The organism is Vibrio sp. UCD-FRSSP16_30 (assembly GCF_001676025.1).
GTDB lineage: Bacteria > Pseudomonadota > Gammaproteobacteria > Enterobacterales > Vibrionaceae > Vibrio.
Map to the genome: position 1 here is coordinate 97,903 of NZ_LZFW01000013.1, position 14,303 is coordinate 112,205.

A 14,303-nucleotide genomic window follows, 5' to 3' on the forward strand; every position below is an offset into this window, starting at 1 on the left:
TTCATATTCCAAAGCAGCATCTTTCAACAGTGTCAAAATAAGCTAACGCCAAATCAAAAAGGCATTTTGCTGGCTCTGATCTCTACGGCAATGTTTACTTTTGTCGGAGTTTTAGTCAGAACACTCAGCAAAGATATCGATCCCTTTCAGATTCTATTTTTCCGCCAAGTTGTGTTTGTGTTTCTTTTATTGCCTTCTATGACGAAGAACATATCGGTGCTACTTAAACCCACACACAAGGGTCTGCACGTTATGCGTATCACCGGCGCTTTTATTGCCCTTTACTGTGGGTTTTTAACCGTCAGCAACATCCCTTTTGCCGATGCGACTGCATTAGGTTTTATTCAAGTGCTGTTTGTTGCACTTATTTCTCGATTTTTTCTTTATGAAATTATCAGTAAAGAGAGAGTATTTACCATCATTGTTGGCTTTGCTGGTGTCATGTTAGTCGTGCAACCCAGTTTTGATAATAGCCATGTTTTCTATATTTTTAGTGGTATTCTGGGCGCATTTGGCGCCGCTATTGCGGTAATTTGTGTGCGCAAAGTCGCTCAAGTTGAACCAAAAATAACCTTACTTGCTTATCAGGCTATTTTTGTTGGGCTGTTAGCCGTAATACCTGCATTAAATACTTGGCAATGGCCTAATCTTGAACAGTTAAGCCTACTTATTTTGGTTGGTGTGATTTCTTCGCTAGCGCAATGGGTTGGTGTGAGTGCCTACAAGTATGGGCAAGCCAATATTATTGCCAATGTTGAATACACAAAGATCATTTATTCATTATTATTTGGCTACTATCTATTTTCTGAAGTGCCTAACCAATATGCGATTTTAGGGGCTATCATGATCATTTTAAGTGCCCTATTGCCTTATATTTACAAAACAAAAATTACGTCAAAAGAGACATAACAAGGAATTATCATGCTCACGGTTACCCAACTTGCTCAGCAGTTTAATCTATCGCGCACGACCATTTTATATTATGAGCGTGAAGGGTTATTAATGCCGACAAGCCGTACTAGTCATGGTTATCGGCTCTATGGTGAAAAAGCGGTCGAAATACTGAGTAGAATCACTGAATATCGAGCTTTTGGCGTTTCGGTTAAAGACATTGGGCTGATACTTAAGCAGCACAATGAACCACTACGTGAGCAAATATTAAAGCAACAATTTACTCAGCTAGATCAAGAGATTAAGACATTACGTAAACAACAAAGTGCCATTATGGCTTTGTTGCAAGATCAGCCTCTACTCAACAGTGAACAGTTAACCAAACAACAATGGACAGAGGTCATGCGTGCCTCAGGTCTTAACGATGAAGACATGAAAAACTGGCATAGAAGATTTGAAAGCATGCAGCCCAATGGGCATCAAAAATTTTTAGAATCATTGGATATAAATGAACAAGAAATAAAAACAATCCGAGCATGGTCAAACCGCACAGATTGATTTATCAATAATATTAATCTTTATTTTGTTGCGCCATAAGCTCGGTCAAAACTTGTATATACGTTTCTTTTGGATGTGCACCTGTCAGTGCACTTTGCTGATTAAAAACGACAGTTGGCACGCTATCCACACCCATTTGTTGCCATTGAGCTTCAGTGTCTTTTACTTTAGTTCGAAGATCAGCATTCGCAAATAGCGCTAAATCAACGGATAAACCAATTTTAGCGGCCTCTGTCAGCAATACCTGACGATCTGAGATATCTTGATGCTCAGTAAAAAAGGCTGAAAATAAGCGCAGCTTTAACGCCGTCTGCAAATCAAATTGCTTAGCGTGTTCTAGCAAAATGTGCGCATCAAATGTGTTGACCATTTTCATGTCTGCAAAATAATCAAACTTAAAACCATATTCAGCACCGCGACTGGCAATTTGTGCCCGAGCTTGATCGCTATCTTCTGCTGAAGCGCCATATTTACGTGCAACATGAGCCCGCAGATTTTCGCCATCACTTGGCATATCAGGATTTAATTCAAACGGCTGCCATTCAATTTCGACACGTTCTTGTAAATCTAATTCTTTAATTGCCGCTTCAAGATATTTGTAGCCGACAATGCACCAAGGGCATACCACATCAGAAATAATATCGAGCTTAATTTTCTTATTCATCACAACACACCCTTCTCAAAATATCACTCAGACAAAGTCTATTTTATCAGCCTGAATGATATTTCTGTTTATTATTAGTTCATTACTTAGTCCAAGCAAACTGCTCAAACATAGGATCAACTGGCGTTTTGGCTACATGGTTAACATAGTTACTAATCACTTTTTGCGATAAACCCAGAATCACTTCCATGACTTGTTGTTGACCATAACCGGCAGCAAAAAACGCGGTCATTTGCTCACTAGTGACATTGCCACGCTCACGCACCATTGCCAGAGTAAAGTCATGCAGTGCTTGTAATTTTTCCGTCGGCATCGCCTCTTGATTGCGTAGCGCTTGTGTTAGCTCAGGATCAACATTCATTGAGTTAGCAATTGCGGTATGAGCAGGAACACAATATGTACATTCGTGTTCTACATTAATGGTTTGCCAAACTACGGTCAGTTCCTGCGCATCAAAAGAGCTTGCCGTGAATTGCTGATGCAGTTGTTGGTATGCTTTTAACGTTTCTGGAGACTCCGCCATAGCCGCGTATAAACCCGGTACTGCGCCCATTTGTTTAACGGCGCCTTCTAGCATCGGCTTGCTCTGCTGTGGTGCGCTATCTACGGTATGGAATTTGAATTTGCTCATTGTTGTTACCCCAATTGTGCTGGATGCCCTGTCAATGAATTAACTATAAACATACTTGAACGATCGCTCAAGTATTATTTTGAACGACCGTTCAAAACGTTAAGAGTCTTCTCTTTAGTTAATTAAAACCATCCTATATTTAACTTTACCTACCCACGATCCCCACTTACAATTGAACGAGTGTTCAACCCTTAATATCGAGATCATCAGCATGGCTAAAACAGCAAAATTTGACCGTCAGAAAGTCATTGATAAGGCCACCAATCTTTATTGGAAAAAAGGCTTTCATGCGACATCAATGCGTAATTTACAAGATGAGATTGATATGCGACCAGGCAGCATTTATTCAGCCTTTGGTAGCAAGGAAGGGTTATTTAAAGAAGCGTTGAGACATTATACGGATATGGGTTTGGCGCTCATCGAACGTTATAAAAATGAATTGACCTCCCCTAGCGAAATTTTGCAAGCATTTGTCAAAGCTCAAGTCATCGATACACAAGATAATGCACCAAATGGAATGTGCATGCTGGCAAAAACGATCGGTGAACTCACCGAAGAAAACCAAGAGTTGCTTGAGACGACCAAAAACCACCTAAATGAAATTAGTAACGAATTTTCCAAACTGATCCAAGAAGCTCAGTCATTAGGTGAAATCGACGCAGATAAAGATCCAGAAAACCTTGCCAGTCATCTTCAAATTCAAATTGCAGGCTTGCGAACCTTCGCTAAAATGAACAATGACAAAGCACTATTAGAAACAAAAATTGACGATATTTTCACTCATTATCCGTTCTAAATATCAGCTCTGAATATCCGAGCATAAACACTATGGGAAATCAGTATGCCAACGCAAGTAATCCTATTTGATATCAACGAAACGGTGCTAGATTTAAGTGTTTTAAAACCTAAATTTTTACACTATTTTGCTGATGAGCATTACATGAACACATGGTTTGCCATGCTACTTCATTCATCGACTGTTTGCTTAGTCACGGAAGTAAAAACGGATTTTAAAAGCCTAGCGCTTGCCAGTTTACATTCACTGGCCTCTCGCTTAGGCAAGCCTCTTTCAGATGAAGGTTGCTCAGATATACTCAGCACCATGGCAAACTTGCCGGCGCACCATGATATAAAACCGGCACTTACAGCATTAAAACAAGCAGGGTTTAAACTGGTCGCTTTTTCAAATTCATCCACAGCATTGCTTCAATCACAACTCTCCAATGCAGATCTAATTGAATATTTTGATGATGTCATTTCTGTAGAAAGTGCTGCGACATTCAAACCGTCGGCTAAGGCTTATCAATACGCTGTAGACACGTTGGCTTTACCGCCAAGTGAGATCTGTTTAGTCGCCACTCACGACTGGGATACACATGGGGCATTAAGCTGCGGATTAAAAGCCGCCTTTATTGAGAGATTGAGCGCCTTTTATAATCCACACTACCAAACACCAGATATCATAGGCACAGATATGGAAGAGATTGCCCAACAGATTATTACCAAATGGAAGCATCACTAATAGCCGCGATATCGATTTATAAGGTGAACATCCCAATATCTTCAATCTTAAATGATAATTGGTCATATGAATATTGACTGCGATGGAGTCAACTGTTTAGAGATTATCGTTGGCAGGTTGTAGCATAATGGTCAATATTCATTGACCATTAATAATAAGAAAGCGATTCAAAAATAATAATCAATAACTAAAACGGCTTATAACCTCGGCCAACTTTAGCAATTTCTTTACCATTGATACGAACAGCATCGGCAGTAAAAGTGTTGTTTATTTTTAGAAGTGAAGCACCAACGCCATAGACATCTACTGGTGTCTTTTCTTTTTCAAACAGTACAATTTTATCAATATCGAATCCTGACGAAACAATGATCTTAACGTGCTGTCCTTGATGTTTGTCCAAAGCTTCTCTTAACGACTTAATCATCAAAGGAGTCACACCAAACTCTTCATCATTAACGAACATCGCGTCAGACATATTGCCTGATGTGTCAACTCGTATAGAGACTAGATCTTGACCAAAGGCTTCAAGCGCCTTTAATGAGTCGGTAATGACGTCATTATTGAAATCGACTAAAGCACTTAATGCTTCGTCAGGGAAAGTGTCTTGATAGGCATGCAGCGCAGCAACAAGATCGCCCTCAAACATTTGGATTAAAGCATGAGGGACAGTGCCCACTGCTTTACCGGTATGCTGAGAAACGTGCGCATCTGTAACTTGAGTCTGAATGCCACCTAATGCAATCGCATACCCATCAAGTTCTTGATTCAGATAATGATCGGCTCTATCTCCCATAAAGATCACATCTTTACCGTTGGCAACTTGCATCACTCGGTATGCATTCGTTGCCAATGAAGTGCTTCTTGATAGTATTCCATCAATAATGCCTTCGTATTCACCAAAGTCAGAATAGTGCCCTTCTAGCTCTAAAACGATATCCCCTTTATTAATAAGGTCGCCTTCACTACGATGTTTAATAGCGTACTTTGAGGTATCAGTTTGTTTCTTTAGAAGCTCAAGAGACTCATTAAGACCACCAAGAATCGAATTATCCACTCGTTGGAAGAATTGCAAAGTCACCACAGAGTTTGGTCTGTGTTTTTTAACTATCTTTGATGTTTTGTCGAAGTATTTAGCTGAATAGCGAAGCATTCTCACTTCCTTTATCATTTCTGTCTTACAGTATTCTTTCAAAACTCACTGTAAATACAATATTTGGCAATGTAATATTTTTGGAAACTAATCTTTATCGAACCTAGAATTACGCTTTATACATACGCTCAAAGTTTTTAGGCTCCCAACCCACCATATACTGATCACCAATTTTGAGTACCGGTAACGAGCGCGCGCCGATTGCATCCAGTTCTTTACGACCGCGTTGCATTTTTGCATTGGTTAGTCGGTATTTATAGCCTTTAGCGTCTAAATAACGTTGCGCATCCTTACAGTGAGGGCATTTGTCCTTCACATACAAAACCAGTCTTTTCATTGTGCACCTGTAAGAGAATTTTTGCTGATTATGCGAGATCATCAATATGATCGCAAACTTCATCCATAATTTGTCCTTTATTATCCTTTTACATTGATGATTGTTAAATAGTATTTGAAAGTGAATTGCATAAAATGCGGTTTATCTACTATCTGTAATCCAATACGCTAGATTGATATACCCAATCATTTGATAAAGTGTGGAGACACACGCTTCCAACTAACGAAGGTTCAAAATTATGACTCATCCAATTATTACTGATTTAGAAAACCGTTACACTGCAAAACGTTACGACACATCAAAGCGTATCCCGCAACAAGATTTAGACGTCATCTACGAAGCAATTCGTTTATCTGCTTCATCTATCAACTCTCAACCTTGGAAATTCATCGTCATTGAAAGTGATGAAGCTAAGCAACGTATGCACGATACCTTTGCTAACAAGTTCCAGTTTAACCAACCTCACGTAAAATCAGCATCGCACATCATATTGTTTGCCTATAACCCTCGTTATTCAAAACACGATTACGCTAAAGTAATCGATAAAGGCATCGAAGACGGTCGTACTCAACAAGAGCAACGTGAAGCTGCATTTGGCGCGTTTGCCTTTGTGGATCTCAACACGGATAAAACCGGCAATAACGCTACGTGGACCAAATCTCAAACTTACCTAGCATTAGGAAATACTTTACACGTTGTGGCAAGATTAGGTATCGATTCAACTACAATGGAAGGTATCGATAGCGAGCTTATCGGTGAGGCATTTGCAGAAGAATTAGATGGCTATGTTTGTGATGTTGCTCTGGCTATTGGCTACCATCACAAAGAAGAAGATTATAATGCTAGCTTGCCAAAATCACGCTTAGCAATGGAAGACGTATTGAAAGTTCTCTAATTCTTTATTATAGAACTCAATATTAGAATTCGATAACTTCGGCGTTTTCACTACTAGTAAAGCGCCGTTGATTCAAATAGCTCACAACTAAATCAGTGACTAATGGGTCACTGCGTAATGTGTCATGTTTTATATCCACCGAAATAAAATCTTGCATCCCTTCCAATTGCGTAGACTCAACCGAGACTAGCCCATCGTTTGAATTATCAAACATGTACTTCAAAATGGGATAACTGTGAGTCCCTGCAATCACGCCAAATGGGTAATCGGGGTTAGGTAAAGAGTTTGGTAAACTATCAGATTTAGTGGTGAGTGATGCCGCTGTACCTCCAGCTAAAGGCAGCAACTTAACACTAGAAAAGAAATCGGCAACGTCACTGCCTTTATTTGGCGTCCCTAAAAACACTACTTCACCAAAGTGAGATGAGTGAGTCACCATTGGCTTTTTAGCCAGGTAATCCCGAATCACTAACCCCCCAAGAGAATGCCCAACAAAATGGATTCGGCTACCTTTATCTTGGGCAAACTGACTCTCAAACTGATCAATACATTCATCAATCTGCTGTGTACTGTCTTGTAGGGTTTTATCTAAGGCACGTCCAAGGGTTGAGTAATCGACCACACACACTTGATAGCCGTGTTTAGATAATCGAGTGGACATCTTTTCCATTGAGGAGGCACTACGAGCAAGACCATGCACAATAATGATTTGTTGATTTTGATGAGAGGAGAATTCGTCTTCTACGATCGGCATATCAGACTGGCTACAACCAAATAAGCCAATACCAAATAAGGTAAGTAACGTGTTTTTTTGCATAGATTAGACAACTCCTACAACTCATAAAATCAGCATAACAAACCGGGCGATATCCCTCATCCATTTTTTATGGAATATTAGATAACACTATGCATATCACCCAGTTGATTATCGACTGGGAATTCTAGGCCTATCTTCCCGCTTTAAACCGATCAACATTGGAATGATAGTTTTTATATCAAACCCCGATTTATGCTACTTATTCATATCAGCGATCAGTATAATTCCGCTCCTTTACGGCAATTTACGTCTATTAAGCTCATAAATTGCTTATTGAACATTCATTTTGACAAAATTACAGCGCTGTAATGTCGATTAAACGGTTTATAAAAATATGAGTAAAAAGAATTCTGTCGGTTTAGCGGGCTTAATTGCCATCGTATTTGGTTCTATGATTGGCAGCGGAATATTCAGTATCCCGCAAAATATGGCAGAGCAAGCGTCTATCGGCTCTGTTGCGTTAGCCTGGCTAATTACTGGCCTTGGGATGTTATTATTGGTACAAACATTCAGAATCCTTGCAGAACACAAACCTAACCTCAACTCAGGTATTTTCTCTTACGCAAAAGCAGGTTTTGGCGAATACATCGGCTTTCATTCTGCTTGGGGCTATTGGTTAATGAGCTGTATGGGCAACGTTGCCCTTGCGGTCATGATCAATGACTCACTAGGTTTATTTTTCCCAGTATTACTACAACATGGTATTGAGACTGTCGCTCTTTGCTCTGCCCTACTATGGGGAATGAATGCCATTGCATTACGCGGCACAGCAAGCTCTTCATTCATCAACATCATCTCAACAATTTGTAAGCTCATTGGCTTGATCGTTATCATCGCTATTATTTTGTATAGCTTTGAACCCGCAAAGCTGTCCGTTGACGTCTGGGGCGAGCAGCAACACTTGGGCTCAGTAATGACTCAAATCCAAAGTACAATGATGGTGACTTTGTGGTGCTTTGTTGGGATAGAAGGTGCGGTTGTATTATCAGGCCGTGCTCGTAAGAAATCGGACATTGGTAAAGCAACGTTAATTGGTTTTTTAGTTGCGATTAGCATGTACAGCCTAATCTCAATCTTATCGTTTGGTATTCTTCCTCAGCAAGAGCTTGCACAGCTTTCTAACCCGTCTGCGGCCTCTTTGTTAGCGGTTGCTATCGGTCCATTTGGGCATTTACTGGTGAACATCTGTGTGCTGGTCTCTGTGTTTGGTGCATTGATTGCTTGGACTATGCTAGTAGCAGAAGTACCGTATGAAGCGGGTAAAGTTGGCGAATTTCCTAAGTTCTTTAGCCGTACTAACAAGAATGAAGCTCCGGTTGCGGCATTAAATGTCTCGACGATCTTTATGCAATTTTGTGTGTTACTGGTCGTCATGTTTGAAAATGTCTACCTTGCAGCCATTAACATCGCCTCAGTTATGGTGCTTCCTTGTTATTTTCTTAGCTGTCTCTACTTATTGAAGATCTCAATCAACCATAAAGAACTTGGTCTTGAAAAACGTAATTATGGCTATGTCATATTATCGGCTGTTGCGGCACTATTTTGTGCATGGCTAATTGCGGCTGCAGGTCTTAAATATCAATTGATGGCAACCATTTTGTACACTATTGGTATCCCATTTTTCAAATACCAGCATTCTTCTCGAATCAAAGCGGGTGAAAAAGTCTATTCCACCACAGATAAATGGATTGAACGTATACTCATTATACTTTCTATTATTTCAATTTATCTAATGGCTACAGGCGCTCTTCAGGCCTAACTAATCCCCTATATGGATCAAAAAAGCCCCCAACAGCACAATACTGCTCTTGGGGGCTTTTTGTTATCAAGTGTTTTAATCAGCTAGACTGATACGTTACTTGCTACGATGGGTTTAACTACACGTTATCAATAATTTGGTTCAACGTATCACTTGGGCGCATCAGCTTAGAAGCAACAGCATCGACTAGTGCATAATATCCACCTAAGTCTCCTGCAACGCCTTGTGCTTGATTCAACTCAGCAACAATGGCAACTTCATTACTTGCCAGTGTCTTAGCGATATCAGCAAATTGGCTAGCTAACTCTGCATTCTTATTCTGACTTGCCAAAGCTTCAGCCCAGAATCTTGCAAGGTAGTAATGGCTACCACGGTTGTCCAACTCCCCTACGCGGCGAGATGGGGATTTGTTCTCATCTAAGAACTTACCCGTTGCAGCATCAAGAGTTTGCGCTAATACACGTGCTTTCTCGTTACCAGTCACTTCACTCAAGTGCTCTAAAGAAGCCGCTAGAGCTAAGAACTCACCCAGTGAATCCCAACGTAAATGGTTTTCTTTTTCCACTTGTTGAACATGCTTAGGCGCAGAGCCACCAGCGCCAGTTTCAAATAAACCGCCGCCATTCATCAGCGGTACAATTGACAGCATTTTAGCGGATGTGCCTAGCTCTAAAATTGGGAAAAGATCCGTTAGGTAGTCACGCAATACGTTACCAGTAACGGAAATAGTATCTTCACCCTTAGCAATACGAGCAAGGGTAAATAATGTCGCGTCTACTGGTGACAATACGCGAATATCTAAACCGTCAGTATCAAACTGAGGTAAATACGCTTCAACTTTCTTAATCAGTTCAGAATCATGTGCGCGGTTCGCATCAAGCCAGAATACGGCTGGAGTATTTGACAGACGAGAACGGTTAACCGCAAGTTTAATCCAATCTAGAATTGGTGCATCTTTTACCTGACACATGCGGAAGATGTCACCTTCCTCAACTGACTGCTCAAGAAGTACCTTGTCGTTTGCATCAACAACGCGAACAGTGCCCGCTTGAGAAAGAATAAAGGTCTTATCATGAGAGCCATATTCTTCTGCTTTTTGCGCCATAAGACCGACGTTTGGCACACTACCCATCGTCGTCGGATCAAATGCACCATTTTCTTTACAGAAATCAATAACTGCTTGATAAACACCAGCGTAACAACGATCAGGAATCATTGCTTTAGTATCTTTAGGCTTGCCGTCTGGACCCCACATCTGTCCAGAAGTACGAATCATCGCCGGCATAGAAGCGTCAACAATCACATCAGATGGGACATGCAAGTTAGTGATGCCACGATCAGAGTCAACCATTGCCAGTTCTGGGCGAGTTTCATAAACCGCATTGAGCGCAGCAATAATTTCAGCTTTTTTCGCTTCAGGTAATGATTCAATCTTCGCGTAAACGTCGCCAAGACCGTTATTCACATCAACACCGAGTTCATCAAACAATGCACCGTATTGATCAAATACTTCTTTATAGTACACCTTAACTGCGTAACCAAAGATGACCGGATCAGACACTTTCATCATGGTTGCTTTTAGATGCAATGACAGTAATACGTCTTGCTGTTTCGCTTCTTCAATTTCTTTTTCAAAGAAGGCAACTAACGCTTTCTTATTTAAAACAGAAGTATCGATGATTTCTTTATCTTGTAGAGCAAATGCAGATTTAAGAGGTTGAACACTGCCATCGTCACCATGAAGTTCGATACGAACCTCGGTTGCTCCGTCAGTCGTTAATGATTTTTCACTACCGAAGAAATCGTTTCCCTCCATGCTCGCAACGTGTGACTTAGACTCTTTAGACCAAGCGCCCATTGAATGTGGATTTTTCTTAGCGTAGTTTTTTACAGAAGCAGGAGCACGGCGATCTGAGTTACCTTCACGCAATACAGGGTTTACCGCACTGCCTTTAATTTTATCGTAAATAGACTGAACTACTTTTTCTTCGTCAGTCTTAGCTTCTTCTGGGTAATCGGGTAAATCGTACCCTTTTGCTTGCAGTTCTTTAACTGCTGCTTTTAGCTGTGGAATCGAAGCTGAGATATTTGGCAATTTGATAATATTGGCTTGTGGCGTTTTCGCCAGTTCACCCAATTCGCTCAGAGCATCACCGATGCGTTGCTCTGGTTGTAAATATTCAGCGAAGTTGGCAATGATACGTCCTGCCAATGAAATGTCTCTTGTTTCTACTGCGATATCTGAAGAGGCAGTAAAGGCTTGTACCATTGGCAAGAATGAGTAAGTTGCCAGCGCTGGAGCTTCATCTGTAATAGTGTAAATAATGGTGGGCTTTTGTGCAGACATGAAATTTCCCTATCGTAATTTTTGGTTCACTAGCGTGAATCGTTGCTAGTGTCTGTCAGATTGTTATATTCGCATCATGCGAATTATTATTAATGTAATAATTTGGGCTTTGTAAACTTTGGGTTATCAATACCTAAACGCCATTAATAATACAAGGCGCACTCACTAACCTATCAAATAATCGGCAGTGATAGCAATCGTGTTATCATTGGCTTAACTCGTTTGCTGCGCGTATCATAAAGCAAATGTTGTTTGGTGAGAATAAACTCACACAGTTTGTTTACAAAAATGCAAGGTAGTTAACATGTCTAGCGGCAACCGCCGATCGCAAAGCGCGGCTTACCCTTCCGGTAAAACAGAAAAATCCAATACAAAAGCGTTCAACTCGAGCTCTCGTTCTCGCTCTGATACGCGGAAAAAACAGCCTAGACAGAATAAACGCGTCTCATTAGCTGAACAAAAAATTGTATTATTTAATAAACCGTTTGATGTATTGAGCCAATTTACCGATGGTGATGGTAGACAAACACTGGCGGATTTTATTGATGTTAAAGATGTCTATGCCGCAGGGCGTCTTGATAGAGACAGTGAAGGGTTACTGTTATTAACTAATGACGGCATTTTACAAGCCAAGCTTACCCAACCTAACTCTAAGTCGCCCAAAACCTATTGGGTGCAAGTTGAAGGTGCGCCAAGTGAAAACGAACTCGATAAACTTCGTCAAGGTGTTGAGCTTAAAGATGGTATGACACTGCCTGCGACTGTCGAAATCATGACTGAGCCAGCCGTTTGGCCAAGAAATCCCCCAGTAAGATTTAGAGCTGCAATTCCAACCACTTGGTTATCTATCACCATTATTGAAGGACGTAACCGACAAGTTCGCCGAATGACCGCCAATATTGGCTATCCAACATTACGTTTAATTCGTTATTCGATAGGAAAATACAGCTTAGGCGAGTTACCTAATGGTCAGTGGAAGATGGCTGAGTCGATTTAATTCATTGATTATGCGGTTATTTCCAGAACGCATTTAATCCCAGAACACGGTTAATCCCAGAAGATAGATATAAGCTTCTGGGATTAGCAATACTGGCCATTGTGATTATTCACAAATGACCGTTATTCGCCTTCCATAAATCCTAAGTCAGGCAAACGGTCTAAATGCTCGGCGTAGCGTTTTTCATTAAATTCAGCGCCATTATTGACCACATCAAACACTTCAATCGCCACTGCGCAACCGATCATCGCTACAGAATCATCACGACTATTGCCAGTCATCATCAAACGCATCAAAGTTTCTTTAACTTTCAGTGGATTGCCCGATTCAATTTGGTTCTCAACGATTTCCAATAACTGGTCTTGAGCTTCTTGCTCTTGTTGATCTAGATCTTGCGATTGTTGCTCTTGCTGCGGTTGATCTTCCATAGTTACTGCGCCTTTCATCAAAAGTAATAAAATAATCGCGCACAGTATGACAGAATTTCTTTATACTTTTCACTCAATTTAAAGGCTGATTTTGCCCTGTAAACTGTCCCTATGACAATGTTTCTGGTAAAATCTGCGACCGTGTTTATCTAGTGGTATTATTGAATGTCTGACAACAGCCAAAAGAAAGTCATCGTCGGCATGTCCGGTGGCGTTGATTCATCTGTCTCTGCATATTTACTTCAACAGCAAGGTTATCAAGTTGAAGGCCTGTTTATGAAGAACTGGGAAGAAGATGATAATGAAGAATATTGTACAGCAGCAGAAGATCTCGCTGATGCACAAGCGGTCTGTGACAAATTAGGCATTCATCTGCATACCATTAACTTTGCTGCAGAATACTGGGACAACGTGTTTGAATATTTCCTTGAGGAATACAAAGCAGGTCGTACTCCTAACCCTGATATTCTGTGCAACAAAGAAATTAAATTTAAAGCTTTTTTAGAATTTGCAGACGAAGTACTCGATGCCGATTTTATTGCTATGGGCCATTACGTGCGCCGCACCTTCCCTACCGCAGAACAAATTGCCGCAGGTGAAAACCCGCGCATGCTTCGTGGACTCGATGGCAACAAAGACCAAAGCTACTTCTTGTATACTTTAAGTCACGAGCAAGTTGCTCGCAGCCTATTCCCAGTTGGTGATATCGAAAAACCTGAAGTTCGCCGCATTGCAGAAGAACAAGGCTTGATCACGGCTAAGAAAAAAGATTCTACTGGGATCTGTTTTATCGGCGAGCGCAAATTTACTGATTTTCTTTCTCGCTATTTGCCTGCTCAGCCGGGTAAAATTGAAACGCCAGAAGGTCAAGTTATTGGTGAGCACATGGGACTGATGTATCACACTCTAGGCCAGCGTAAAGGCCTACACATTGGTGGCCAAAAAGGCGGCGGTGGTAACGAAGACCCATGGTACGTTGCAGAAAAAGACCTAAAACGTAATGTTCTTATTGCGGTTCAAGGTGCAGACCACCCATTGCTAAAATCTGAAGGTTTAATGGCCTCTCAGCTACATTGGGTTGATCGCACACCAATTCGCGAAACAATGGTCTGTAGCGTAAAAACAAGATATCGCCAAAGCGATATTCCATGTACCATTATTCCTGTAGACGACGAAAACATAAAAGTGATTTTCGACGAAGCACAAGTGGCTGTTACACCAGGACAATCTGCCGTATTTTACAACGGCGATGTCTGCTTAGGTGGCGGCATCATCGAACAAAGAATTACAAAATAAGATAAGGAGTT

At 40.9% G+C, this 14,303-nt stretch carries 15 protein-coding genes; 8 read left to right on the forward strand and 7 right to left on the reverse strand.

The features are described from left to right. The first annotated feature begins 3 nt into the window (after window positions 1-3). A complete protein-coding gene (locus A9260_RS07675) occupies window positions 4-909 on the forward strand; it encodes a DMT family transporter (protein ID WP_373604471.1) in 906 nt (301 codons plus the stop codon). 12 nt (window positions 910-921) lie between these two features. Further along, window positions 922-1,449: a MerR family transcriptional regulator gene (locus A9260_RS07680; protein ID WP_068697736.1), complete on the forward strand. Its 528-nt coding sequence runs from the start codon at window positions 922-924 to the stop codon at window positions 1,447-1,449. Between the two features lie 13 nt (window positions 1,450-1,462). Here the strand turns inward: A9260_RS07680 and A9260_RS07685 are convergent, their stop codons facing one another. Next, window positions 1,463-2,113, reverse strand: coding sequence for a DsbA family oxidoreductase (locus A9260_RS07685; protein WP_068697738.1), 651 nt, complete (start codon window positions 2,111-2,113; stop codon window positions 1,463-1,465). An 82-nt stretch (window positions 2,114-2,195) separates the two neighbouring features. Next, window positions 2,196-2,744 carry a carboxymuconolactone decarboxylase family protein gene (locus A9260_RS07690; protein ID WP_068697740.1) on the reverse strand — a complete coding sequence of 183 codons (549 nt, stop codon included), beginning with the start codon at window positions 2,742-2,744 and terminating at the stop codon, window positions 2,196-2,198. A gap of 211 nt (window positions 2,745-2,955) precedes the next feature. Here A9260_RS07690 and A9260_RS07695 point away from each other — a divergent pair, with 211 nt between their 5' ends. Then, the gene (locus A9260_RS07695; RefSeq protein WP_068697742.1) at window positions 2,956-3,540 is read left to right on the forward strand and encodes a TetR/AcrR family transcriptional regulator; all 585 of its coding nucleotides are present in this window, start codon (window positions 2,956-2,958) and stop codon (window positions 3,538-3,540) included. A gap of 45 nt (window positions 3,541-3,585) precedes the next feature. Then, complete coding sequence (locus tag A9260_RS07700) at window positions 3,586-4,266, forward strand: haloacid dehalogenase type II (protein ID WP_068697743.1); 681 nt, start codon at window positions 3,586-3,588, stop codon at window positions 4,264-4,266. Between the two features lie 187 nt (window positions 4,267-4,453). On the opposite strand, the gene A9260_RS07705 is transcribed toward A9260_RS07700, so the two are convergent. Together A9260_RS07705 and A9260_RS07710 are read right to left on the reverse strand one after the other, a co-directional pair. Beyond that, window positions 4,454-5,434 (reverse strand): nicotinate phosphoribosyltransferase, encoded by a 981-nt coding sequence (locus A9260_RS07705; protein WP_269451465.1) that lies wholly within the window; start codon window positions 5,432-5,434, stop codon window positions 4,454-4,456. A 91-nt stretch (window positions 5,435-5,525) separates the two neighbouring features. Further along, on the reverse strand, window positions 5,526-5,753 hold the full coding sequence (locus tag A9260_RS07710; protein ID WP_068697940.1) for a glutaredoxin family protein: 228 nt from the start codon (window positions 5,751-5,753) through the stop codon (window positions 5,526-5,528). Between the two features lie 238 nt (window positions 5,754-5,991). Here A9260_RS07710 and A9260_RS07715 point away from each other — a divergent pair, with 238 nt between their 5' ends. Beyond that, window positions 5,992-6,648 carry an NAD(P)H-dependent oxidoreductase gene (locus A9260_RS07715; protein WP_068697745.1) on the forward strand — a complete coding sequence of 219 codons (657 nt, stop codon included), beginning with the start codon at window positions 5,992-5,994 and terminating at the stop codon, window positions 6,646-6,648. Between the two features lie 22 nt (window positions 6,649-6,670). Here A9260_RS07715 and A9260_RS07720 read toward each other — a convergent pair whose 3' ends face one another. After that, the gene (locus A9260_RS07720) at window positions 6,671-7,465 is read right to left on the reverse strand and encodes an esterase/lipase family protein (RefSeq protein WP_068697747.1); all 795 of its coding nucleotides are present in this window, start codon (window positions 7,463-7,465) and stop codon (window positions 6,671-6,673) included. Window positions 7,466-7,799: 334 nt separating this feature from the next. Between A9260_RS07720 and A9260_RS07725 the strand changes: the two genes are divergently transcribed. Then, window positions 7,800-9,224 (forward strand): basic amino acid/polyamine antiporter, encoded by a 1,425-nt coding sequence (locus A9260_RS07725; protein WP_068697749.1) that lies wholly within the window; start codon window positions 7,800-7,802, stop codon window positions 9,222-9,224. 118 nt (window positions 9,225-9,342) lie between these two features. Here A9260_RS07725 and A9260_RS07730 read toward each other — a convergent pair whose 3' ends face one another. Then, complete coding sequence (locus A9260_RS07730) at window positions 9,343-11,571, reverse strand: NADP-dependent isocitrate dehydrogenase (RefSeq protein ID WP_068697751.1); 2,229 nt, start codon at window positions 11,569-11,571, stop codon at window positions 9,343-9,345. Window positions 11,572-11,875: 304 nt separating this feature from the next. On the opposite strand from A9260_RS07730, the gene A9260_RS07735 reads away from it, so the two are divergent. Next, entirely contained in the window at window positions 11,876-12,568 is a 693-nt protein-coding gene (locus A9260_RS07735) for a pseudouridine synthase (protein WP_068697753.1), read from the forward strand. Between the two features lie 122 nt (window positions 12,569-12,690). On the opposite strand, the gene A9260_RS07740 is transcribed toward A9260_RS07735, so the two are convergent. Continuing rightward, window positions 12,691-12,996 (reverse strand): hypothetical protein, encoded by a 306-nt coding sequence (locus tag A9260_RS07740; protein ID WP_068697755.1) that lies wholly within the window; start codon window positions 12,994-12,996, stop codon window positions 12,691-12,693. 165 nt (window positions 12,997-13,161) lie between these two features. On the opposite strand from A9260_RS07740, the gene mnmA reads away from it, so the two are divergent. Further along, window positions 13,162-14,292, forward strand: coding sequence for a tRNA 2-thiouridine(34) synthase MnmA (mnmA, locus tag A9260_RS07745; protein ID WP_068697757.1), 1,131 nt, complete (start codon window positions 13,162-13,164; stop codon window positions 14,290-14,292). The last annotated feature ends 11 nt before the right edge of the window (window positions 14,293-14,303 follow it).

What these genes read in the sequence shown, in the direction of transcription:
- A9260_RS07680 (WP_068697736.1), top strand. Translation starts at nt 922, where the DNA reads ATGCTCACGGTTACCCAACTTGCTCAGCAGTTTAATCTATCGCGCACG.
- A9260_RS07685 (WP_068697738.1), bottom strand. Translation starts at nt 2,113, where the DNA reads ATGAATAAGAAAATTAAGCTCGATATTATTTCTGATGTGGTATGCCCT.
- A9260_RS07690 (WP_068697740.1), bottom strand. Translation starts at nt 2,744, where the DNA reads ATGAGCAAATTCAAATTCCATACCGTAGATAGCGCACCACAGCAGAGC.
- A9260_RS07695 (WP_068697742.1), top strand. Translation starts at nt 2,956, where the DNA reads ATGGCTAAAACAGCAAAATTTGACCGTCAGAAAGTCATTGATAAGGCC.
- A9260_RS07700 (WP_068697743.1), top strand. Translation starts at nt 3,586, where the DNA reads ATGCCAACGCAAGTAATCCTATTTGATATCAACGAAACGGTGCTAGAT.
- A9260_RS07705 (WP_269451465.1), bottom strand. Translation starts at nt 5,434, where the DNA reads ATGATAAAGGAAGTGAGAATGCTTCGCTATTCAGCTAAATACTTCGAC.
- A9260_RS07710 (WP_068697940.1), bottom strand. Translation starts at nt 5,753, where the DNA reads ATGAAAAGACTGGTTTTGTATGTGAAGGACAAATGCCCTCACTGTAAG.
- A9260_RS07715 (WP_068697745.1), top strand. Translation starts at nt 5,992, where the DNA reads ATGACTCATCCAATTATTACTGATTTAGAAAACCGTTACACTGCAAAA.
- A9260_RS07720 (WP_068697747.1), bottom strand. Translation starts at nt 7,465, where the DNA reads ATGCAAAAAAACACGTTACTTACCTTATTTGGTATTGGCTTATTTGGT.
- A9260_RS07725 (WP_068697749.1), top strand. Translation starts at nt 7,800, where the DNA reads ATGAGTAAAAAGAATTCTGTCGGTTTAGCGGGCTTAATTGCCATCGTA.
- A9260_RS07730 (WP_068697751.1), bottom strand. Translation starts at nt 11,571, where the DNA reads ATGTCTGCACAAAAGCCCACCATTATTTACACTATTACAGATGAAGCT.
- A9260_RS07735 (WP_068697753.1), top strand. Translation starts at nt 11,876, where the DNA reads ATGTCTAGCGGCAACCGCCGATCGCAAAGCGCGGCTTACCCTTCCGGT.
- A9260_RS07740 (WP_068697755.1), bottom strand. Translation starts at nt 12,996, where the DNA reads ATGGAAGATCAACCGCAGCAAGAGCAACAATCGCAAGATCTAGATCAA.
- mnmA (WP_068697757.1), top strand. Translation starts at nt 13,162, where the DNA reads ATGTCTGACAACAGCCAAAAGAAAGTCATCGTCGGCATGTCCGGTGGC.